This is a genomic window from Neobacillus sp. Soil_C_43 (assembly GCF_057656715.1).
This window is the reverse complement of sequence record NZ_JBDGJV010000034.1, coordinates 1-20,029: the sequence shown is the minus strand read 5'-3', so window position 1 is coordinate 20,029 and position 20,029 is coordinate 1. Positions and strand designations below refer to the sequence as shown.

At 40.9% G+C, this 20,029-nt stretch carries 22 protein-coding genes; 16 read left to right on the top strand and 6 right to left on the bottom strand.

The window, feature by feature from the left end; genetic code table 11:
* Positions 1–274: 274 nt before the first annotated feature.
* From tsaE to tsaD, 4 genes are read left to right on the top strand one after another with little or no spacing between them, the layout of a single operon-like run.
* Complete coding sequence (gene tsaE / locus AC3A54_RS25315; RefSeq protein WP_487656651.1) at positions 275–730, top strand: tRNA (adenosine(37)-N6)-threonylcarbamoyltransferase complex ATPase subunit type 1 TsaE; 456 nt, start codon at positions 275–277, stop codon at positions 728–730.
* Complete coding sequence (tsaB, locus tag AC3A54_RS25310; RefSeq protein WP_335547038.1) at positions 727–1,434, top strand: tRNA (adenosine(37)-N6)-threonylcarbamoyltransferase complex dimerization subunit type 1 TsaB; 708 nt, start codon at positions 727–729, stop codon at positions 1,432–1,434. Before tsaE ends, tsaB begins: the two co-directional genes overlap by 4 nt.
* A gap of 12 nt (positions 1,435–1,446) precedes the next feature.
* Positions 1,447–1,896 carry a ribosomal protein S18-alanine N-acetyltransferase gene (gene rimI, locus AC3A54_RS25305; RefSeq protein ID WP_309856685.1) on the top strand — a complete coding sequence of 150 codons (450 nt, stop codon included), beginning with the start codon at positions 1,447–1,449 and terminating at the stop codon, positions 1,894–1,896.
* The gene (gene tsaD / locus AC3A54_RS25300; protein WP_487656650.1) at positions 1,893–2,921 is read left to right on the top strand and encodes a tRNA (adenosine(37)-N6)-threonylcarbamoyltransferase complex transferase subunit TsaD; all 1,029 of its coding nucleotides are present in this window, start codon (positions 1,893–1,895) and stop codon (positions 2,919–2,921) included. Before rimI ends, tsaD begins: the two co-directional genes overlap by 4 nt.
* Before the next feature lie 416 nt (positions 2,922–3,337).
* On the opposite strand, the gene AC3A54_RS25295 is transcribed toward tsaD, so the two are convergent.
* Positions 3,338–5,257 (bottom strand): ABC-F family ATP-binding cassette domain-containing protein, encoded by a 1,920-nt coding sequence (locus AC3A54_RS25295; RefSeq protein WP_487656649.1) that lies wholly within the window; start codon positions 5,255–5,257, stop codon positions 3,338–3,340.
* Positions 5,258–5,425: 168 nt separating this feature from the next.
* Here AC3A54_RS25295 and moaC point away from each other — a divergent pair, with 168 nt between their 5' ends.
* From moaC to AC3A54_RS25265, 6 genes are all read left to right on the top strand, one after another.
* Positions 5,426–5,923, top strand: coding sequence for a cyclic pyranopterin monophosphate synthase MoaC (moaC, locus tag AC3A54_RS25290; RefSeq protein WP_487656648.1), 498 nt, complete (start codon positions 5,426–5,428; stop codon positions 5,921–5,923).
* A gap of 34 nt (positions 5,924–5,957) precedes the next feature.
* Positions 5,958–6,611, top strand: coding sequence for a redox-sensing transcriptional repressor Rex (locus AC3A54_RS25285; protein WP_308081455.1), 654 nt, complete (start codon positions 5,958–5,960; stop codon positions 6,609–6,611).
* A 128-nt stretch (positions 6,612–6,739) separates the two neighbouring features.
* Positions 6,740–7,363, top strand: coding sequence for a YhbD family protein (locus tag AC3A54_RS25280; RefSeq protein WP_487656647.1), 624 nt, complete (start codon positions 6,740–6,742; stop codon positions 7,361–7,363).
* A gap of 12 nt (positions 7,364–7,375) precedes the next feature.
* Entirely contained in the window at positions 7,376–8,095 is a 720-nt protein-coding gene (locus AC3A54_RS25275; RefSeq protein WP_487656646.1) for a polymer-forming cytoskeletal protein, read from the top strand.
* Between the two features lie 15 nt (positions 8,096–8,110).
* Positions 8,111–8,833 carry a cytoplasmic protein gene (locus AC3A54_RS25270; protein ID WP_487656645.1) on the top strand — a complete coding sequence of 241 codons (723 nt, stop codon included), beginning with the start codon at positions 8,111–8,113 and terminating at the stop codon, positions 8,831–8,833.
* Positions 8,834–8,846: 13 nt separating this feature from the next.
* The gene (locus tag AC3A54_RS25265) at positions 8,847–10,361 is read left to right on the top strand and encodes an MDR family MFS transporter (protein WP_487656644.1); all 1,515 of its coding nucleotides are present in this window, start codon (positions 8,847–8,849) and stop codon (positions 10,359–10,361) included.
* 239 nt (positions 10,362–10,600) lie between these two features.
* Here AC3A54_RS25265 and AC3A54_RS25260 read toward each other — a convergent pair whose 3' ends face one another.
* Positions 10,601–10,801: a YdiK family protein gene (locus AC3A54_RS25260; RefSeq protein WP_335547054.1), complete on the bottom strand. Its 201-nt coding sequence runs from the start codon at positions 10,799–10,801 to the stop codon at positions 10,601–10,603.
* A complete protein-coding gene (locus AC3A54_RS25255; RefSeq protein ID WP_487656643.1) occupies positions 10,798–11,520 on the bottom strand; it encodes a CPBP family intramembrane glutamic endopeptidase in 723 nt (240 codons plus the stop codon). The genes AC3A54_RS25260 and AC3A54_RS25255 overlap by 4 nt, the downstream gene beginning before the upstream one ends.
* Positions 11,521–11,836: 316 nt before the next feature.
* Here AC3A54_RS25255 and groES point away from each other — a divergent pair, with 316 nt between their 5' ends.
* The 3 genes from groES (at position 11,837) to AC3A54_RS25240 (ending at position 14,884) form a co-directional block, all read left to right on the top strand.
* Positions 11,837–12,121: a co-chaperone GroES gene (gene groES / locus AC3A54_RS25250; RefSeq protein ID WP_308084271.1), complete on the top strand. Its 285-nt coding sequence runs from the start codon at positions 11,837–11,839 to the stop codon at positions 12,119–12,121.
* Between the two features lie 51 nt (positions 12,122–12,172).
* A complete protein-coding gene (groL, locus tag AC3A54_RS25245) occupies positions 12,173–13,804 on the top strand; it encodes a chaperonin GroEL (RefSeq protein WP_308081448.1) in 1,632 nt (543 codons plus the stop codon).
* Positions 13,805–14,314: 510 nt separating this feature from the next.
* Positions 14,315–14,884: an SF0329 family protein gene (locus AC3A54_RS25240; RefSeq protein ID WP_487656642.1), complete on the top strand. Its 570-nt coding sequence runs from the start codon at positions 14,315–14,317 to the stop codon at positions 14,882–14,884.
* A 99-nt stretch (positions 14,885–14,983) separates the two neighbouring features.
* On the opposite strand, the gene AC3A54_RS25235 is transcribed toward AC3A54_RS25240, so the two are convergent.
* The 3 genes from AC3A54_RS25235 to AC3A54_RS25225 form a co-directional block, all read right to left on the bottom strand.
* Entirely contained in the window at positions 14,984–15,931 is a 948-nt protein-coding gene (locus tag AC3A54_RS25235) for a fibronectin type III domain-containing protein (RefSeq protein ID WP_487656641.1), read from the bottom strand.
* Positions 15,912–17,189 carry a glycoside hydrolase family 28 protein gene (locus AC3A54_RS25230; protein WP_487656640.1) on the bottom strand — a complete coding sequence of 426 codons (1,278 nt, stop codon included), beginning with the start codon at positions 17,187–17,189 and terminating at the stop codon, positions 15,912–15,914. The genes AC3A54_RS25235 and AC3A54_RS25230 overlap by 20 nt, the downstream gene beginning before the upstream one ends.
* A gap of 132 nt (positions 17,190–17,321) precedes the next feature.
* On the bottom strand, positions 17,322–17,594 hold the full coding sequence (locus AC3A54_RS25225; protein ID WP_487656639.1) for a hypothetical protein: 273 nt from the start codon (positions 17,592–17,594) through the stop codon (positions 17,322–17,324).
* A 263-nt stretch (positions 17,595–17,857) separates the two neighbouring features.
* Between AC3A54_RS25225 and AC3A54_RS25220 the strand changes: the two genes are divergently transcribed.
* The 3 genes from AC3A54_RS25220 to AC3A54_RS25210 all read left to right on the top strand — a co-directional run.
* Positions 17,858–18,853 (top strand): ABC transporter substrate-binding protein, encoded by a 996-nt coding sequence (locus AC3A54_RS25220; RefSeq protein WP_487656638.1) that lies wholly within the window; start codon positions 17,858–17,860, stop codon positions 18,851–18,853.
* A 169-nt stretch (positions 18,854–19,022) separates the two neighbouring features.
* Complete coding sequence (locus AC3A54_RS25215) at positions 19,023–19,517, top strand: S-Ena type endospore appendage (protein ID WP_487656637.1); 495 nt, start codon at positions 19,023–19,025, stop codon at positions 19,515–19,517.
* Between the two features lie 115 nt (positions 19,518–19,632).
* Positions 19,633–20,029 (top strand): hypothetical protein (locus AC3A54_RS25210; protein ID WP_487656636.1); only part of this gene is annotated, 397 nt, incomplete at its 3' end.

Here is a 20,029-nt window from a genome sequence, read left to right as displayed (position 1 = left end):
GTCCGGTAGTTCAGTTGGTTAGAATGCCTGCCTGTCACGCAGGAGGTCGCGGGTTCGAGTCCCGTCCGGACCGCCATATATATGCTAAAATCAAGTGCGAAACCAAGTTTCGGCTTTTTTTTATTTCATCTATTAGGTTTTTTTGCACATTAGGGTTATAATTATGTACACTACATATGGAAAAGCATCCTTAGGAGATATCCTAAGGTTTTTTTTGCACTTAAATAAGGTAAAATGAGAGTAAAGGATTGCTAGGAAAGTAAAAGGTGATTGAATGAACCAATTTGAATGGAAGACTACAAATTCTGAGGAAACCTCAACATTGGCCGAACGCTTGGCTCAGCTTTTACAGCCAGGTGATGTGATTGCCCTTGAGGGTGATTTAGGAGCCGGAAAAACGACCTTTACTAAAGGTCTTGCTAAAGGGTTGGAAGTTAAGAAAACCGTTAACAGCCCTACTTTTACAATTATTAAAGAATATAAGGGCAGGTTGCCCTTGTACCATATGGATGTCTATCGAGTAGCGGATGCTTTTGAAGACCTTGGTTTTGATGAATACTTTGAAGGGGACGGCGTAACAGTAGTGGAATGGGCTCATTTAATTGAAGAGCAGCTTCCACAAGAACTATTAACTATTTTCCTTTATCGTGAAGAGGGAGATCAAAGGAAAATGGTATTCGTGCCAAAGGGCAATAGATATGAGCAACTATGTAAGGAGATTTTCAGATGACAGTATTGGCGATAGATACTTCAAACTATGCATTGGGAGTAGCTCTTTTAGAAGAGAATCAAGTATTGGGAGAATACATTACTAATTTAAAAAAGAATCACTCTGTTCGGATTATGCCGGCTATTGAAACTTTAATGAGTGATTGTGAACGGGTACCATCAGATTTAACGAAGATTGTGGTTGCTAAAGGACCTGGGTCTTATACAGGAGTAAGAATCGGTGTTACGATTGCAAAAACACTAGCATGGACTCTTAATATCCCTCTTGTGGGTGTTTCAAGTTTAGAAATTTTAGCCGCAGGAACTGGACGATACTTTGATGGAATGGTATCTCCGTTGTTTGATGCTAGAAGAGGACAAGTCTATACAGGCTTATATCAATTTGTAGACGGAAAGCTTACAGTGATGAAACAGGATCAGTTAGTGATGCTAGATGACTGGGTGGATAGGTTATTAGATATCGACAAGCCAATCATATTTGTAGGAAATGACCTGCCGATTCATAAAGCTAAAATTGAAGAAGTCTTGGGACCTAAAGCCATTTTTGCAAGTATGACAGAACATAACCCACGTCCAGCTGAACTAGCTTTATTAGGAAAAGACCAAGCTGGAGACGACCTACATTCTTTTGTACCAAATTATATACGTTTAGTAGAAGCGGAAGCCAAGTGGCTTGAAGCAAAAGGAAAAATAAAAAATGGATAGGGAAAGAGAAATATGGTAGATTCTTATGTTTTTCGATATATGAGGGAAGAAGATATTGACCAAGTACTAGAGGTAGAACATGCGTCTTTTACTACTCCCTGGAGCAGGGAAGCATTTTATAATGAAATACACAATAATAAATTCGCTGTCTATATTGTTCTTGAGGAAGAAAATCAAATCATTGGCTATTGTGGAACATGGGTTGTCATTGATGAAGCGCACGTGACGAACGTGGCAATAATGCCTGGGTATCGGGGAAAAAAGCTAGGGGAGGCATTAATGACAAAGCTAATGTCTGTCGCTAGGGAGTTAGGAGCTAGAAGTATGACACTTGAAGTAAGGGTAACGAATCATGTCGCACAATCCCTTTATCGGAAATTAGGATTTCAAAATGGCGGGATTCGAAAGAATTATTATTCAGATAACCAAGAAGATGCACTAGTAATGTGGGTGAATTTATGAAAAAAGATCAGTATATTTTAGCAATAGAAACAAGCTGTGATGAGACGGCAGTAGCGATCATTAAAAATGGTCGTGAGATTGCAGCCAATGTCGTGGCATCTCAAATAGAAAGTCACAAGCGGTTTGGAGGAGTAGTACCTGAAATTGCCTCCCGTCACCATGTTGAGCAAATAACCATCGTGATGGAGGAAGCGTTGAATCAGGCAAACCTTACAATTGCTGACTTGGATGCCATTGCTGTCACAGAAGGTCCCGGATTAGTGGGTGCGCTATTAATTGGTGTAAATGCCGCAAAGGCTTTGGCGTTTGCCCATAATAAGCCGCTTGTACCAGTCCACCATATTGCCGGGCATATCTATGCAAACCGGCTGGTAACAGAAATGAAATTTCCTTTGTTGTCTCTGGTGGTATCTGGTGGCCATACAGAGCTTGTTTATATGAAAGAGCACGGTCACTTTGAAGTAATAGGTGAAACGAGAGATGACGCGGCTGGAGAAGCCTATGATAAGGTGGCACGAACGTTAAATATGCCGTATCCTGGCGGACCACATATTGATCGCTTAGCTCAGGAAGGAAGTCCAACGATTGATTTACCTAGAGCATGGCTGGAAGAGGGGTCGTTTGATTTTAGTTTTAGCGGCCTGAAGTCCGCTGTCATTAATACGGTTCACAATGCGGAACAGCGCGGTGAAACGATTGCTCCAGAAGATCTTGCGGCAAGCTTCCAAGCGAGTGTCATTGAAGTGCTGGTGAAAAAGACAGAAAAGGCTGTTGCCCAGTATGGCGTGAAGCAAGTATTGGTAGCGGGTGGGGTAGCAGCCAATAAAGGACTAAGACATGCACTAGAAAAGGCGTTCGCTATCCAACCTGATATTGAATTAGTGATTCCTCCATTATCCTTGTGCACTGATAATGCAGCAATGATTGCGGCAGCAGGAAGCATCATGTTTGAAAAAGGAATCAGAGCAGGTCTTGCGCTTAATGCGAATCCAGGATTGGATATTGAAATGCATAATATTGAGTAACCGTTCCATGGTGGAACGGTTTTTTTGTGGATAATTAATTTTTTGAATGATTGATAAGTTAGCGTTTTGTGGATAACCAAAGGTTAAACTGTGGATAATGTGGATAAAAACAGTGTTTACTGTGGATAATGTGGAAAAGTGTGTGGAGTAACTGAAATAGTAAGCTTTGAAATGTAGATAAGGCTGTGGAAAACGGGAGGTTTTATTAAAATTTGTAGATAAATGATGAAAGTATGTAGATAAAAGCGATAAGTGTGTAGAAAAAATTGAAAAATGTGTAGAAATAATTGGAAAGTGTGTAGAAATATCGGTGATTTGTGTAGAAAAACAACAAAAGTGTGTAGAAAAAATTCCCCCAGCACAAAGACAGACACAACTATAGTAAAAAACCGGGCGCATCCGCCCGGTTTTTCCTATTAATCAGCCAGCTCAGCCCACTCTTCCATCAATTGCTCAAGCTCAGCCTTCGCTTTTTCGCTTTTTATGTTAATCTCCAGCACTTTTTCGTGATTTTGAAACACTACTGGGTCGCATAACTGCTGTTCGCACTCCTGAATTTGTTCCTCAAGCTCTTCAATCCGTCCCTCAATTTCTTCTAGCTTCCTTTTGCGCTGGCGCTCCAGTTTTTTGCTTTCTTTATCCTGTTGATATGAGTTTTTCTCGAGAGCTTCAACCTGTGCAGCCTTTTTAGTGGATGCTGCTAGTGCTAATGCAGCCAATTCTTCCTGTTCGAGCTTCTTTTCAAGATAATAATCATAATCCCCAAGATACTCCATGCTGCCATGTCGGATTAATTCCAATACCTTAGTGGCAATCCGGTTAATAAAATACCGGTCATGAGATACAAACAAAATGGTGCCAGGATAATCAATCAATGCATTCTCAAGGACTTCCTTACTATCAAGGTCCAGGTGGTTCGTAGGCTCGTCAAGAATGAGAACATTGGCCTTTTCTAGCATCAGCTTGGCAAGTGCTAACCGAGCTTTCTCCCCGCCGCTAAGGGTGGAGACTATTTTTAACACATCATCACCAGAGAATAAGAAGTTTCCAAGAACGGTTCGGATTTCTTTTTCATTTTTCAGCGGATAATCGTCCCAAAGCTCATTTAATACACGCTTATTAGAGGTCAATTCCGCCTGTTCCTGGTCGTAATAACCAATGGAAAGGTTTGTTCCATAATGGATGGTTCCGGCAAGGGCAGGGAGCTTCTTAATAATCGTTTTTAGAAGCGTAGACTTACCAATTCCATTTGGACCCACAAGAGCAATGCTTTCTCCTTTAAAGGCCCGGAACGAGATCGCCTCAGATACCTTCTCTCCATCATAGCCTACCGCAAGAGAATCGACAGTTAATACATCATTCCCGGTTTGTCTTTCAATTTCAAAAGAGAAAGTGGCAGACTTTTCATCACCAAGAGGTCGGTCCATTAAGTCCATTTTCTCAAGCTTTTTCCGACGGCTTTGCGCTTGTTTAGTGGTGGACGCTCTCGCTAGATTCCGTTGGATAAAATCCTGCAAATTAGCGACCTCTTGCTGTTGTTTTTCATAAAGCTTCAAATTGCGCTCATAATTGGCCGCTTTTTGTTCAAGGTAAGAACTATAGTTACCCGGAAACCGTTGGATTTGCTTGCGGGATACTTCATAGACCTGATTCACGACTTTATCTAAGAAGTAGCGGTCATGAGAGACGATTAAGATCGCGCCATCGTACCCCTGCAAATATTGCTCCAGCCATGAAAGGGTATCAATATCCAGATGGTTGGTAGGCTCGTCCAATATTAAAATATCAGGTTTGGTTAGCAGTAATTTCCCCAAAGCAAGGCGGGTTTTTTGACCACCGCTTAAACTAGCAATCATGAGAGAATGAGCCTGGAAGTTTAAACCGTGCAGAACCGAACGAATGTCAGCTTCAAACTGGTATCCGCCCTGCTCCTTGAATTTAACCTGGAGGGTATCATATTCTTTTAGCACCCGTTCGTACTTGCCTGGGTCTTCAAACACAGAAGGATCCGCCATTTGTTTTTCCAGTTTGCGGAGCGATTTTTCCATGATTTGAAGTGGTTCAAATACGGTTAACATTTCGTCCCAAATGGTCAATTTGGATTCTAATCCTGTGTTCTGAGCTAGATACCCGATGGTTACTTCTTTTGGTTTGATGATTTCGCCGCCATCATGAGACAAATGTCCGGCAATAATCTTTAATAAGGTCGATTTTCCGGCACCATTACGGCCAACAAGGGCCACACGGTCTCTCGTTTGTAATTCTAGCTTTATATTCGATAAAATAAGGTCAGCACCATAATATTTTTGTAATTGATTCACTTGCAATAAAATCATTTTATTCACCTCTATTACTTAGGACTAGTGTACCGTATAAGCGGAATGACAGCAATAACTCGGACTCTTCTAGGAGCTGTTCTTATAAAAAATCTAGTGATTCGTTCAAAGTTTCACACACATAAAAGGAAAAATAGTGTATTATTTTTTGGTAGGAGGATTTTTTATATGGCCGAATTTACGCATTTTAATGAAGAAGGTAGAGCAAAGATGGTAGATGTCAGCGACAAGCCTGAGACAGCACGTACTGCTCTTGCTCATTCTAGCATAACTGTAAGTAAAGAAATTTTTGACAAAATAACCAATCATGAGATGAAAAAGGGCGATGTATTAGCTGTTGCCCAAGTTGCAGCCGTAATGGCGGCTAAAAAAACATGGGATATTATTCCTATGTGTCATCCCATTCCACTGACTGGTGTGAATATTTCTTTTGCATGGGAAGAGGATCAAACAGGGAACTTTCAATTACATATTGAGGCAGCGGTGAAAACAAAGGGGAATACAGGTGTGGAAATGGAAGCGCTCACAGCTGCATCTGCTTGTGCTTTAACCGTTTATGATATGTGTAAGGCAGTTGATAAAGGGATGGTTATTGGACCAACCTATTTAGTGGAAAAAACAGGCGGTAAAAACGGTGATTTTAGAAGAAATGAACAGGTTAAATAAGAGTTAAAAAACCATTCATGGGGTGTGGGAGAATATGAGTAACGAAACGATGAAAATACCACAGGCGACAGCGAAACGGCTGCCCCTCTATTATCGATTTTTAAAGAACCTGCATACTTCCGGCAAACAAAGAGTTTCATCTGCAGAGTTAAGTGAAGCGGTAAAGGTGGACTCGGCAACGATTCGCCGTGACTTTTCCTATTTTGGGGCATTAGGTAAGAAGGGGTATGGCTATAATGTTAATTATTTGTTAACCTTTTTCCGGAAAACGCTGGATCAGGATGAATTAACAAAAGTTGCGTTAATTGGGGTCGGTAATTTGGGGACTGCCTTTTTAAATTATAACTTTTTAAAAAATAACAACACGAAGATCGAGGTCGCGTTTGATGTCGATCCGGAAAAAATGGGGACAACGATTCGCGAAGTTCCAGTTCATCATATGGATGATTTGGAGAAGGTATTAGAAAATAGTGATATTCAGGTGGCTATTTTAACGGTGCCAGCTCCTGTTGCGCAAATGATAACGGACCGACTGGTAAAAGCGGAAGTTAAAGGGATTTTAAACTTTACGCCTGCTCGGTTAAATGTACCAGGGTCGATTCGGGTTCACCATATTGACCTGGCAGTGGAACTGCAATCATTGGTTTACTTTTTAAAGCACTATCCGACAGTGGATGTAGAGGAATAGAACAGTGTAAGGCCTTTTACGATGATTCAATCGTAGGAGGTTTTTTTTATTTACAAAAATATGTAAGTTACAACTTTACAAGCGTAACAGTGTTATGTTACATTGATAAACAGAAAGGGGTTTTTACCATGAGCGAGGAGTTAATCTCAAAAAAAGACCTATTAGAATTAGCGGGAATTTCCTATGGACAGTTATATAGATGGAAACGTAAGGACCTTATTCCAGAAGACTGGTTTATACGTAAATCAACATTTACGGGACAGGAGACCTTTTTTCCAAAAGAGAAGATTTTAGGAAGAATCAATAAAATCCAAACAATGAAAGAAAATTTATCACTAGATGAACTGGCAGACATGTTTTCACCGAATATTTCTGACTTGCAGTTAGGAAAAGATGAGTTAGTAAAACGTAACATTGTTTCATCTGCTGTCATGGGTTTTTACCTTGAGAATGAAAAAGGAAGCCATACATTTACGATTACTAGAATGCTTGAGGTATATGTGCTTGAGAAGCTGCTTCAATCTGGTGAGATTAATCAAGATGAAGGAAAGATGATGCTTCAGGTGCTAAAAGAGCATGCCACTTTAATCAAACAAAAAAGCTGTGAATTAGTGATAACAAGGAAGCTTGGGGTGTCATCGTGTCTCTTGCTCATTAACGCTGAAGCCATGCATATGGATTTGGGGACGAAAATGGTTGTGCAGCTCTCACTGATGTCGTGTATGGAAGAGATCAAAGCAAAATTATTATAAAGGAGAATATACATGGATATGAAGGAAAGAGGAGACTTAGTCATCAATGGTTTCGGTGCTTCCAATGGCGGAACGTTTCGCCAGGTCATTGTAAATGGATTCGGAACGGTTAACAGTGATGTTGATTGCGTGGAGTTTGAAAGTAATGGTTTCGGGACTGTGGATGGGAATGTGACAAGTGAACAGACGAAAATAAACGGTAAAGCAAAGGTCAAGGGAACGATTGAATCTCAGCACCTATCGATAGATGGAACGGCAAAGATTGGCGAAAATCTATATGTGAAAAAATTAAAGGTTTCTGGCAAGGCATCTGTTGGTGGAAAAGTCAAAAGTGAGGAAATCAAAATTAATGGGGTGTTAAGGGTAGAAGGAGATTGTGAGGCAGAGATTTTTAAAGCAGATTCTCAATTTGCTATAGGCGGGTTATTAAATGCCGAACAAATTATGATACAACTTCATGGCCCATGTAAGGCAAAAGAAATCGGCGGTGAAACCATTTCGGTGAAACATAGAGGTTCCTTTTTCGAAAGTCTCATTAAACCGTTGTTTTCCACTCAGCTCGAAGTGGAATTCATTGAAGGAGACAAAATTGAACTAGAAAATACCATTGCCAAGGTTGTACGTGGGAATCAGGTGAAGATTGGCCTGAATTGCCAAATTGGTGTCGTTGAGTACCGGGAAGATTTTTCAAAACATAAAAATGCTGTCGTCAAAGAAAGTATAAAAGTGTAATAGGGGGGTAGGAAAATGGAGAAAAGCAGTAACCTGATCATAAATGGTTCGGGGAGTTATCCTGGCGGCCAATATAGAAAAATCAGCATAAGAGGAGAAGGAACCATCGTCAATAATGTAGACTGTTCGAGATTTCATGTATATGGAACAAGTGAGGCGTGCGAAAATGTGAAAACACGCTCGGCTAAAATCTTGGGTGAGGCTGAGGTCAAAGGATCGATGGAGGCAGAGGAAGCACTCGTTATGGGCACAATGACCGTGGGCGGGAAGGCACATTTGAAAAAAATGAAGATTTTTGGCTTGTTAGAGGCGGATGACCGATTGATGGGTGAGTCAGCCGTTATTAAAGGAAGTATCTCTGTTAAAGGTGATGTCGCGTATGAGAAATTTGACTCGAGCGGAGGCTTTGAAATTAAGGGGTTGCTATCTGCCGACACCGTTAAAATTATCCTGAGCTTTGGTGAGAGCACAGCGGAGGAAATTGGCGGAGGGAAGATTTCGGTGAAAAGAGGATCGTGGTTTATTCCATTCACTAATATTCCACTCTCAAAGAGGGCGGGTTTTCTCGATGCGAAAGTCATCGAAGGCGATGAGGTGTACTTAGAAAACACAAAAGCAGCGATCGTTCGAGGAAATATTGTGAAAATCGGTCCTGGATGTGACATCGGTTTGGTGGAGTATCGAGAGGATTTGGTCCATGACCCTAGCGCCACTATAAAAATAAAAACGAAGGTTTAGAGGGGGATAGGGGATGACAGCAAAAGATAGTAAATTAGGTTTAGTAGTCGCAGGCCTATTATTAGGTATTTTAATGGCATCAATGGATAATACCATCGTTGTTACCGCGATGGGGACGATTGTTGGTGACTTAGGCGGACTGGAAAGCTTCGTTTGGGTTGTTTCTGCCTATATGGTAGCAGAGATGGCGGGGATGCCGATCTTTGGGAAATTGTCTGACATGTACGGACGGAAGCGATTCTTTATTTTTGGGCTTATTTTGTTTATGGCAGGATCCGCTTTATGTGGTACAGCCGAAACGATTACACAATTAAGTATTTACCGGGCAATCCAAGGAATTGGAGGCGGCGCACTTGTGCCGATAGCTTTTACCATTATGTTTGATCTCTTTCCACCTGAAAAACGCGGGAAGATGGGCGGATTGTTTGGAGCCGTCTTTGGTCTATCGAGCATTTTTGGACCGTTGTTAGGGGCGTATATTACGGATCATATCAGCTGGCATTGGATTTTCTATATTAATATGCCACTTGGAATTTTGTCCTTGATTTTTATCGTGATAGCTTACAAAGAGTCACCGATTCATCAAAAGCAAACGATTGACTGGTGGGGAGCGGTGACATTAGTCAGCGCAGTCGTCTGCTTAATGTTCGCTCTAGAGCTAGGTGGACAGAAATATGATTGGGATTCAGTGATTATTTTAAGTCTATTTGCAGGATTTGCGATTTTGTTGGTAGTCTTTTTATTTGCGGAGACAAAAGCAAAGGATCCCATTATTTCATTTTCAATGTTTAAAAACCGGTTGTTTGCTGGAAGTACGATTGTCGGTTTGTTTTATGGGGCAGCGTTTATGGCGGGAACGGTATACATACCGATTTTTGTCCAAGGGGTGTATGGAGGCAGTGCAACAAATTCTGGTTTAATTTTATTACCGATGATGCTTGGGTCGGTGGTGACTGCGCAAGTAGGCGGGTTTTTGACGACCAAAATGAGCTACCGTAATATCATGTTTTTGTCGGCAGTTATTCTGATAGGTGGATTTTTACTGTTAAGTACGATCACTCCAGAAACCAGCCGGGCGATATTAACGGTGTACATGATTGTCATCGGACTGGGAGTGGGCTTCTCGTTTTCGGTGTTGAGTATGGCGGCGATTCATCCATTTGGCATGGAGCAGAGGGGCTCAGCGACTTCAACAAGTAACTTTATTCGTTCCCTAGGCATGACGATTGGGATTACCATTTTTGGCACGATTCAACGAAATGATTTTACAGAGGCTCTCGAAAAAGCCTTTGCTGGAATGGGACCGATGCCGAAGGGTGGAGCGTTCGGGGATTCACGTACGTTATTGTCAGAGGAAGGGCGAAAGATGATTCCTCCACAGATTCTCGATAAAATTACAGATGCTCTATCGAGTTCGATCGTCCACACTTTTACATGGGCATTGGTACCAGCAGGTCTGGCGTTCTTGTTTATCTTTATCTTAGGCAAAGAACGAATGGTCATTCACCGGGGAGAGGCTTCAAAATAAAAGGTGTCAGGCGCCATTGTGAAAATTTCACATGGTGCCTGACACCCTTTTTTGTGATTCGCTGATAAATGGCTTGAATTCGCTGATAAAATTGAAGATTCGCTGATAAAATGCGTAAATTCGCCGATAAAGGTTAAAAATTCGCCGATAAAATATAAATTCTTCAAAGAGAGTGTAATATTACACGAAAAAAAGAGCTTATAGTAGCTAAAACGTTTAATTTATAGCTACTATAAGCCTTATTTTTTCAGTTTATCTTTATATTTAAAATGAAAGGTGATCATTTTTAGGCCTGATCCGAAGTCGAAGGTGGCGAGAACGACTAATAAATAGCTAAAGAAGCCCCAGCCGTTTTTTTGAACATCGTCAATGGCGAAATAAGTAAACAACCCTCCAAGAAAGAAATAAATCAAACCGGAAAACAAAGGTGAACGTCTCATAAGAATCCTCCGATAAAGTTTTGAACCGCCTCAGCCTCGCGCTGCATTCTTTCAATATCGTCTTTATAGATTGACTGGACTAAGACAACCATGGTGTTCATGGTCACATGGGCAAAAATCGGCACCCAGATACGCTTGGTGATTACATACAAAAAGGCAAAGGTTAAGCCCATAGCTGAATAAAGCAAAATATGAACAGGCTCCATATGTGCCAAGGCGAACACCACTGAGCTGACTATGGCCGAGATAAAAAAGTTAAATCGCTTATATAGCGCACCGAAAATAATTTTGCGAAATACGATTTCTTCTAAGATCGGACCGAAAATACTTGTCACTAGGATGGCGAGCGGTAACGTGTCTATGATGGTTAGTATATCCTTCGTGTTCTCCGAGCCCATTTTAATTCCTAAAAGACTTTCGATGATGGCCGCAATATATTGAGCAAAAAACGCTAAAAAGACGCCAAAGATCGCCCAGGCGATGGACGGGCCGATAGAATTGTTTCTTTCCTCAAGTTTTTTTGTGTTAAATTCTTTCCTTAAGAGGAAAAGAATGATGATGAGGGCTATAGAAAAGCTGGCAATCAACCAAATTGGAACAGCGAGCTTTTGATTAATTCCTGCATATTTAAAACCGAATAGTAATAACGGTAGTCCAACGATACTGGAAAGCTGCATAGCAATATATACAATGATGATCCACCAATATTCTTTTTTCAAATGCTAATCTCCTTTTCGTACATCTATATAATTTAATTAAACTGTATTCTTATCTTTATTACGCTATTTTCTATTTTACTCTTAAAATGAGCCTTGTTTCAATTTAGATGAACTATTTTAATAAGTCAGGTATAGAATGTCCATCTCTTCGCATACTTAATAAGGTTGTAAAAAATGATTTTTTTACCAAAAATTTTTGTGCTTCATACTTGCAAAAAAAAGTCAGATTCATTATTATAATAATTGTGTTAGCACTCATTAATCGAGAGTGCTAATAATGACAGAATTACATATATATTTGAGGAGGTTGTTTGATTTGTTAAGACCATTAGGTGATCGCATTATCATTGAGCTTGTTGAATCAGAAGAAAAAACTGCAAGCGGTATCGTATTACCAGATTCAGCGAAAGAAAAGCCTCAGGAAGGAAAAGTTGTTGCCGTTGGTACTGGCCGTGTACTTGAAAGCGGAGAGCGTGTAGCACTTGATGTTACTGAAGGCAATCGCATTATCTTCTCAAAATACGCTGGTACAGAAGTGAAATACCAGGGTGTTGAATACTTAATTTTACGTGAAAGCGATATCCTTGCTATTGTTGAGTAAGGTTCATACAAAAATATAAAATTGAAAACTTATGAGGAGGTTTTTTGAAAAATGGCTAAAGAGATTATGTTTAGTGAAGAAGCACGCCGCGCAATGTTACGTGGTGTTGATGCCCTAGCAAACGCTGTTAAAGTTACTCTTGGACCTAAAGGACGCAACGTGGTTCTTGAGAAAAAATTCGGTTCACCACTTATCACAAATGATGGTGTAACAATTGCAAAAGAAATCGAATTAGAAGATGCATTCGAAAACATGGGTGCAAAGCTTGTTGCTGAAGTAGCTAGCAAAACTAACGATGTTGCCGGTGACGGTACAACAACTGCAACTGTTCTTGCACAAGCGATGATTCGCGAAGGCTTAAAGAACGTGACTGCAGGTGCGAACCCAATGGGTATCCGTAAAGGGATCGAAAAAGCAGTTGTAACTGCTGTTGAAGAATTAAAAGCTATTTCCAAACCAATCGAAAACAAAGCTTCTATTGCACAAGTTGCTGCAATCTCTGCTGCTGACGAAGAAGTAGGTCAATTGATTGCTGAAGCAATGGAGCGCGTTGGTAACGACGGCGTAATCACAATTGAAGAATCTAAAGGCTTCACAACTGAATTAGACGTTGTTGAAGGTATGCAATTTGACCGTGGATATGTATCAGCTTACATGGTAACAAACACGGACAAAATGGAAGCTGTTTTAGAAAATCCATATATCTTAATTACTGACAAGAAGATTTCTAGCATTCAAGAAATCCTTCCAGTACTAGAGCAAGTGGTACAACAAGGTAAGCCATTATTACTTGTTGCTGAAGATATCGAAGGTGAAGCATTATCTACATTAGTAGTGAATAAGCTTCGCGGAACGTTCAATGCAGTAGCTGTTAAAGCTCCTGGCTTCGGTGACCGTCGTAAAGCTATGCTTGAAGATATCGCTGCATTAACTGGCGGTGAAGTAATCACTGAAGAGCTTGGCCGTGACCTTAAATCTGCTACAATCGCATCTTTAGGACGCGCTTCTAAAGTGGTTGTAACAAAAGAAAATACTACAATCGTTGAAGGTGCTGGTGAAACAGCTTCAATCGAAGCTCGTGTAAACCAAATCCGTGTTCAATTAGAAGAAACAACTTCTGAATTTGACCGTGAAAAATTACAAGAGCGCTTAGCTAAGTTAGCTGGCGGTGTAGCAGTCATCAAAGTTGGTGCTGCAACTGAAACAGAATTAAAAGAGCGCAAGCTTCGTATCGAAGACGCTTTGAACTCAACTCGTGCTGCAGTTGAAGAAGGTATCGTATCCGGTGGTGGTGTAGCCCTTCTAAACGTATACAGCAAAGTAGCTGAAATTCAAGCTGAAGGCGACATTCAAACTGGTATCAACATCGTATTACGTGCGATGGAAGAGCCTGTACGCACAATCGCTCACAACGCGGGTCTTGAAGGATCTGTTATCGTTGACCGCTTAAAGCGTGAAGAAGTTGGCACAGGCTTCAACGCTGCTAACGGCGAATGGGTAAACATGATTCAAGCTGGTATCGTTGACCCAACTAAGGTAACACGTTCAGCTCTTCAAAACGCTGCATCTGTAGCTGCTATGTTCTTAACAACTGAAGCAGTTGTTGCTGACAAGCCAGAACCAGCTGGTCAAGGCGGCATGCCTGACATGAGCGGTATGGGCGGAATGGGCGGCATGATGTAATCATCGCCCAAACCCCTTGATATAAGAGGGTTTTAAGTAAGAGGGGAGTGGAATGCTAACATCCTGCTAACATTTCTCTCCTAAAATTAGAGGTTTCTCATGAGTTGCGCAAACTTGTGGGAAGCCTCTTTTTTACCATTTAGTGAGCCAATCGAATCCGTTTTGTTATCTTGAATAATGCTGTAGTACAGGTGAATTGAGTAATATGAAAATAGGAGGTGAACCTGATGGGTCACCTCTTATTTGTGGTAGGGATGATTATTATTGATGCGATATGCTCAATATATCTATTAAAATAATATTGTTGTCTTAAGCCGAATGAGCTTATTACTTATAGTTATTGTTACATCAGTCTGGATATTTTTTTCGCTTACTATTATCGATACATTAGAAATTCAAGTCACACTTAAACCTTGTATTTAGTATGTTCGATGTGTTGGTTATTGTATTATGGATAATAGAACGGCTGCCTCAATAAATATATATAATATAAAAGTCAAGGAGAACTACATGACCTGGAACAAATTGAAGCAAAATCTGGAGAGTTTTCTCTGTCCTGCATTATATGGAAGGGTTGAATACCGTGCAACAAGCTACCGTTATTTACCTGATAAAGCAGGAATTTGTTATATTGCAGTAGATAAAAAGAATGTACTCAATATGAGTGACATAACTACCTTAATCAGATGGTATCAGACGGAGCTGGAAATTAAGAATGATTCTGAGATCCAAATTCCTATTAACAATGAGGAAATTGAAGCCGTAAGAAAAGAAACCAAGGGGATAGTTCCTGAGGATCGTCTAAAAGTAATTGCTAGGGGCAGAAAATTATCAGAATATGCAAAGGAGCTTATGGCAGCGCAGTCATCATTAAGTAAATCAAATTTTATCGATGCAGCTAATAAGTTTTTATCCACTTCTATAGAGGAAAGCATAGAGAGCAATGATATCCTATTGAATATTCTAGCTTTGGTGGACAGACGGGTAGGAAAAAAACGAATTTTAAAAATGAACGAGAAGATGAAGTTAAAGCATCCCATTGTGCAGTATTTTTATGAACTACGGCTTAGTACGTTATGATAATAAATAACTCATCACCTGAAAAACTCTAAAAAAGAAGACTACTTCCTAATTAGGAAGTAGTCTTCTTTTTTTACTTCTTTAGAGATGGCACAACGATTATTTCGATTTGGCTTCTTCACTTATTGCTTTCCCAGGAATGAGATGAACAGTTTCGCTTGGTCCAAACCCACTCCAGCGGTATCCTGCAACTGGTACCAAACCATTTGGTTCCACATCCGAGAGGCGTTCTCTTTTAGAATATTTCATTCCACGTCCAACGGCTTCTACTTTAAATGTATAGGTTTGCCCTTGTTTGAGCCCTGTTACCGTATAATGGGTGTCTGCTGTTGTCATTTCTGCATTAATTGGTGTAAACGATGCTCCTTCAGGCATAATTGGTTGGCCATTTACATAGACGCGGTATCCAATCACTTCTTGGTTGATGGCTGTTGCCGCATTCCAAGAGAGGGACACGCTTTTTCCGTCCTTCCCAATTGCAGCCTTTAAGCCGCCATCAAAGGATGGAGCTCCAATTGCATATGGAACAGCGGTTCCTACTTGAAGTGAACTGTTATAAGGTGTCGTATTACCGGCTAAATCGACTGCTTCCACCGTAACAGCGTACTTTGTACCAGGTTGAAGATTCAAAAGTGTATTCTTGTTCGATGTCGCAAACCCATGGAGTTCTCCATTTGTATACACATTATAGCCGGCAATCCCCGTGTCATCACTTGCAGCATCCCATTCAATGGATGCCCAAGTAAAACCAGGGTATACCACTTCTACTTCTTTGCCGCTAAACGTATCACTTTCAGGAATCTCAGCTGTTGGTTCTTTGATCTGAGTATTATCTGGAAGCACTGGGTTAGTTTTATCAGCTACTCCAGCAGTTGCTACTCGGATTTCCGGACCATCAGAAGTCCGGTTTCCAGTTGCATCCGCTGCTTCTACCTTAAAACTGTACTCCTTAGCTGGAGTCAATCCCGTCACAATAAAGCTGGTTTGCTTCGTTGTCGTATAGTCAGTACCAACCTTTTCTCCATCTTTATATACGGTATAGCCCATTCACAAGGATAGATTGTTTCTTACTGCCACCTTGATTGCGAACCGTCGTATTCTCAACCGTAATATCCCTGAATTGAGAAATTTTCTGTGCTGGCTCATAAAGAATTGTTGCATTGGCGTCTTCATAAGAAGAGGTGAAGACAAAAGGACCGTCCCCATCAATGCCTTCTAGAGCATTGTCTCTAAATAGAATATCTCTCGCTCCGCCGCCCATTGGTGTGTTCGTTTTGGCACGTAGGCCGACATCGGTTTTATACATAATGTTATCTTCTATTAAAAAGTCTTGAATCCAGCCACCGGTATGACTGCCTGTTACAACTCCACCGTGACCTTCGCGAATATAGTTATTGAAGATCCAGGCTTCTCCGGTTGGTTCTTCCTCTGCTGCCGCCTGTCCCATGCCTGCCGCAAAGTTAATGGCATCATCACCCGTGTCAACAAAGTTATTGAAAACCATGATGTTTTGAGAGTCACCAAACTCAAACCCGTCTGCATTATTCGCATCGTAGGTCTTGGCTGTCGTCCCGTTTACCACAATATTTTTACTATGAAGGTTTACAATTCCATGGAAGGAAGGGTTGAGTTGGGTAATGCCCTCGTAATACATACCGTCAACACCACGTACAGTAATCAAGTTAGAACGTGTAGAGTAGGCCGACTTGGCATTCATTCCATCTACTTGAGCCGCATACGTTTGAGCGGCTGCTAAAATTCCGTACGTAGCATAGGAAGAAAGGTCTAACGGACTCATTTTTCCGTTTTGCACTTTTACATTGCCTGTTACTTTTGAATTACTCCCGGCGAGCAAGCGTGGAAGCTCATTCCCGGCTTCATCTATTGTCGGGTTAGTAGTATCGGTCTTCCATCCATTCCCATCAATCGTTCCTTTCCCTACTATGCGGATATTCTTAAGGCTGCCGTAATTATACGTATGGGCATTGATTAGGGCGTAAGAACGCTCATCTGTAGAGTAATCGTAAACCCAGAAATTCCTGCTGTAATCTTCAGGGTCCGGGGAACCGAGTAAATAGCCATCGACTTGTAATGTCATATCCGATTTAAGCCATATTCCCCCAGAGATAAATTTCCCTTCTGGAACTAACACCTTTGCTCCCGGTGTCGCTGCGTCGATTGCCGCCTGAATAGCTTCCGTATCCTTTTTATCGTCATCTGGTGTAGCACCATAATCAACGATATTAAATACGTCAGGAACTCTAGTTGTTTTACCGGTAATTTTATTTGACGGGGCTGATTCCACGCCATCCTTATTGACTGATGTTACATAAAATTCATAGGACTTATTTGGTTTAAGATTTTCAACCGTAAAGTTATGAATAAGAATATCTACATGGAAATTGTCCTTATCGATATTTTTATAGAAATTATCAATTTAGGTTTTTGCTGTTCCACTGTTATCCTTTAGGGCACTTCCTATTTTTTTGCCATTCATATACACAGTGAAGTCTACGATATCGCTGTAATCCTTTGGTTTTTCCCACACAAGGGTAACGCTGTCTTCGTCAAAAGCAAGTGTTGGTATCTGTAAGTTTACTGGAGATGCTGGTGCAGTAGATTTCGTTTCCGCATAGGTGATCGCACCTGTTTGGCCAAATACTAGTAGAAGTACTAGGAAGATCAAAATACTTTCTTTAAATCTCTTCAACTATTATTACCACCTTTCCAACTGTCTTTTGTGAAGCAAATAACCTTCATAACCTCCTTTTTCTAAAAATACATGCTTCATTATAGATGAAGCCGCTTTCAAAAATAATGGAAGATTTTTAGAATAATGTTAATTTTTTAATATATTTGTATATTTAGAAAATACTGTTGTGCCGCAACGCTTTGCTGTGTTAAAATCCAAATAATATTAATGCAGCATGAGAGTACATAAATGGTTGAAATTCTTTAAGGGGGAAAAAGGGGATGAAGAAGAGTCTAGTTCTATTAGTATCTGCCATGTTATTGTTGCTTTCTGCCTGCGGAGCGGGTAGTAAGGAGGCAAGCGGAGAGAAAAAAGAGAAAGTTGTAAAAATAGGTATTACACAAATTGTCGAGCACCCGTCACTTGATGCTGCACGAGAAGGGTTTATCGCCGCTCTCAAAGATGCCGGCTATGTAGAAGGAAAGAACTTGAAGCTTGATTACCAAAACGCCCAAGGGGACATGAACAACAATATGTCTATTGCTCAAAAACTGGTAACAGATAAGGATGATCTGATCTTGGCTATCGCTACTCCTAGCGCACAAGCTGTGGTGAAGTCGACGAAGGATATTCCAATCTTATTTACGGCCATTACGGATCCCGTTGGGGCGGAACTTGTCAAAAGTCTAGATAAGCCAGGAGGTAATGCGACAGGCACATCGGATACGCATCCAGATGCAATCAAGAATACGATTGAAGCGATTAAAACGTTTATTCCTAAAGCTAAGAAAGTAGGCATCATCTATAACAACGGGGAACCGAACTCTGTTGTAAATGTTAAGAATGCTAAGAAGGCATTAGAGGAAGCGGGGCTTGAAGCAGTTGAAACTACCATTACAGCAAGTTCTGAAGTAAAGCAAGCAGCCGAATCAATGGTAGGGCGTGCAGATGTGTTATATATTCCAAAGGACAACACCGTGGTTGCTGCCCTTGAATCGGTAATCACTGTTGCCAATGCGAATAATATTCCAACCTTTGTAGGTGAAGGTGATTCTGTAAAACGTGGAACATTCGCATCTTATGGCTTTGACTACCACGACCTGGGCTACACTACTGGTAAAATGGCAGTGGAAATTCTCAAAGGGAAAAAGCCAAGCGAAATTCCTGTCGGCTTCCCGGAAAAACTAGAGCTGTATATCAATAAAAAGGCTGCGCAGGAGGAAGGAATTAACTTAACGGAGGAAATGTTGAAGAATGCGAAGATAGTAGGAGAATAACGACGAAAGACTACTTCCTAAAAAAGGAGGTGGTCTTTTTTTGTGTGCTTTTTACTATTTAAAAAGCTTGTTCCGCCAAAAATTTAAAATATGGACAAAGGCCGTTTCACAGCTTATCCCTTTTTAATACATATATTCTGTAAACAAAATAATTAAGGAGTTGAAATGAATGAGTAGGTGTGGAAAAAAATGCCACGATGACTGTCATGACTGTAATAAATGCCATAAGAAGGTTTGTCATGATGATTGTTTTCAATGTCTCCGCCACAACAAATGCAAAGATGATTGCAAAAATGATTGCAAATGCGACATTCAGCTAGTGAAAGATTGTGTTTGCTGTGAGTGGTCTGTACCAGAAGGCCAAACACAAACAGTTTTTCAAACAGGCGGATTTGAACAAATCTTTGGCTCTGGCTTTATAAGTTTTGACTGTGGTCCAGGAAATGACTTTGTTACTGTTCAGTTCTTTTTAGGAAATACGCCAGTTGGTATGCCAATTAATGTATTTCAAGACAGCTGCGTAACATTTACTTTCACAAAATTTGACAGAATCACTGTAACTTGTCAAGCAGTACCTGGTGCGATGAATGGAAATGCTGCTAACTGTGAATGTGATAATTGTGAAGGCGAAATTTGTATCACAACTAGATTCCCAGTTTGCTAAAAGTTGATCGAAATAATAGTTTAGAAGTCCATTTTTTAGAAAATACGCAAATGCCGTTGCCGTTAAAGAGAAAATTAATATTTTGATATAGAAAAAGAAAGTGAGGTGTATATTATTGACGTGCAGAAAATGCAGAGGATTTGATGATGATTGTGATTGTAATCGTGGTTCTAGTTGTAATTGTGGCGATATTAATTGCTTAAGATGCTGCAAGAAGAAGAGAGGTAAAAGAGGACCAACAGGGCCAACAGGACCGACGGGGCCTGCAGGAGCAACTGGTGTAACTGGAGCAACTGGCGTAACAGGACCAACAGGACCAACAGGACCGACAGGACCAACAGGACCGACAGGACCGACAGGACCAACAGGACCGACAGGACCAACAGGACCAACAGGACCGACAGGACCGACAGGACCGACAGGACCGACAGGACCAACAGGACCAACAGGACCAACAGGACCGACAGGACCAACAGGACCGACAGGACCGACAGGACCAACAGGACCGACAG

What these genes read in the sequence shown, in the direction of transcription:
- tsaE (WP_487656651.1), top strand. Translation starts at nt 275, where the DNA reads ATGAACCAATTTGAATGGAAGACTACAAATTCTGAGGAAACCTCAACA.
- tsaB (WP_335547038.1), top strand. Translation starts at nt 727, where the DNA reads ATGACAGTATTGGCGATAGATACTTCAAACTATGCATTGGGAGTAGCT.
- rimI (WP_309856685.1), top strand. Translation starts at nt 1,447, where the DNA reads ATGGTAGATTCTTATGTTTTTCGATATATGAGGGAAGAAGATATTGAC.
- tsaD (WP_487656650.1), top strand. Translation starts at nt 1,893, where the DNA reads ATGAAAAAAGATCAGTATATTTTAGCAATAGAAACAAGCTGTGATGAG.
- AC3A54_RS25295 (WP_487656649.1), bottom strand. Translation starts at nt 5,257, where the DNA reads ATGATTTTATTGCAAGTGAATCAATTACAAAAATATTATGGTGCTGAC.
- moaC (WP_487656648.1), top strand. Translation starts at nt 5,426, where the DNA reads ATGGCCGAATTTACGCATTTTAATGAAGAAGGTAGAGCAAAGATGGTA.
- AC3A54_RS25285 (WP_308081455.1), top strand. Translation starts at nt 5,958, where the DNA reads ATGAGTAACGAAACGATGAAAATACCACAGGCGACAGCGAAACGGCTG.
- AC3A54_RS25280 (WP_487656647.1), top strand. Translation starts at nt 6,740, where the DNA reads ATGAGCGAGGAGTTAATCTCAAAAAAAGACCTATTAGAATTAGCGGGA.
- AC3A54_RS25275 (WP_487656646.1), top strand. Translation starts at nt 7,376, where the DNA reads ATGGATATGAAGGAAAGAGGAGACTTAGTCATCAATGGTTTCGGTGCT.
- AC3A54_RS25270 (WP_487656645.1), top strand. Translation starts at nt 8,111, where the DNA reads ATGGAGAAAAGCAGTAACCTGATCATAAATGGTTCGGGGAGTTATCCT.
- AC3A54_RS25265 (WP_487656644.1), top strand. Translation starts at nt 8,847, where the DNA reads ATGACAGCAAAAGATAGTAAATTAGGTTTAGTAGTCGCAGGCCTATTA.
- AC3A54_RS25260 (WP_335547054.1), bottom strand. Translation starts at nt 10,801, where the DNA reads ATGAGACGTTCACCTTTGTTTTCCGGTTTGATTTATTTCTTTCTTGGA.
- groL (WP_308081448.1), top strand. Translation starts at nt 12,173, where the DNA reads ATGGCTAAAGAGATTATGTTTAGTGAAGAAGCACGCCGCGCAATGTTA.
- AC3A54_RS25240 (WP_487656642.1), top strand. Translation starts at nt 14,315, where the DNA reads ATGACCTGGAACAAATTGAAGCAAAATCTGGAGAGTTTTCTCTGTCCT.
- AC3A54_RS25235 (WP_487656641.1), bottom strand. Translation starts at nt 15,931, where the DNA reads ATGGGCTATACCGTATATAAAGATGGAGAAAAGGTTGGTACTGACTAT.
- AC3A54_RS25220 (WP_487656638.1), top strand. Translation starts at nt 17,858, where the DNA reads ATGAAGAAGAGTCTAGTTCTATTAGTATCTGCCATGTTATTGTTGCTT.
- AC3A54_RS25215 (WP_487656637.1), top strand. Translation starts at nt 19,023, where the DNA reads ATGAGTAGGTGTGGAAAAAAATGCCACGATGACTGTCATGACTGTAAT.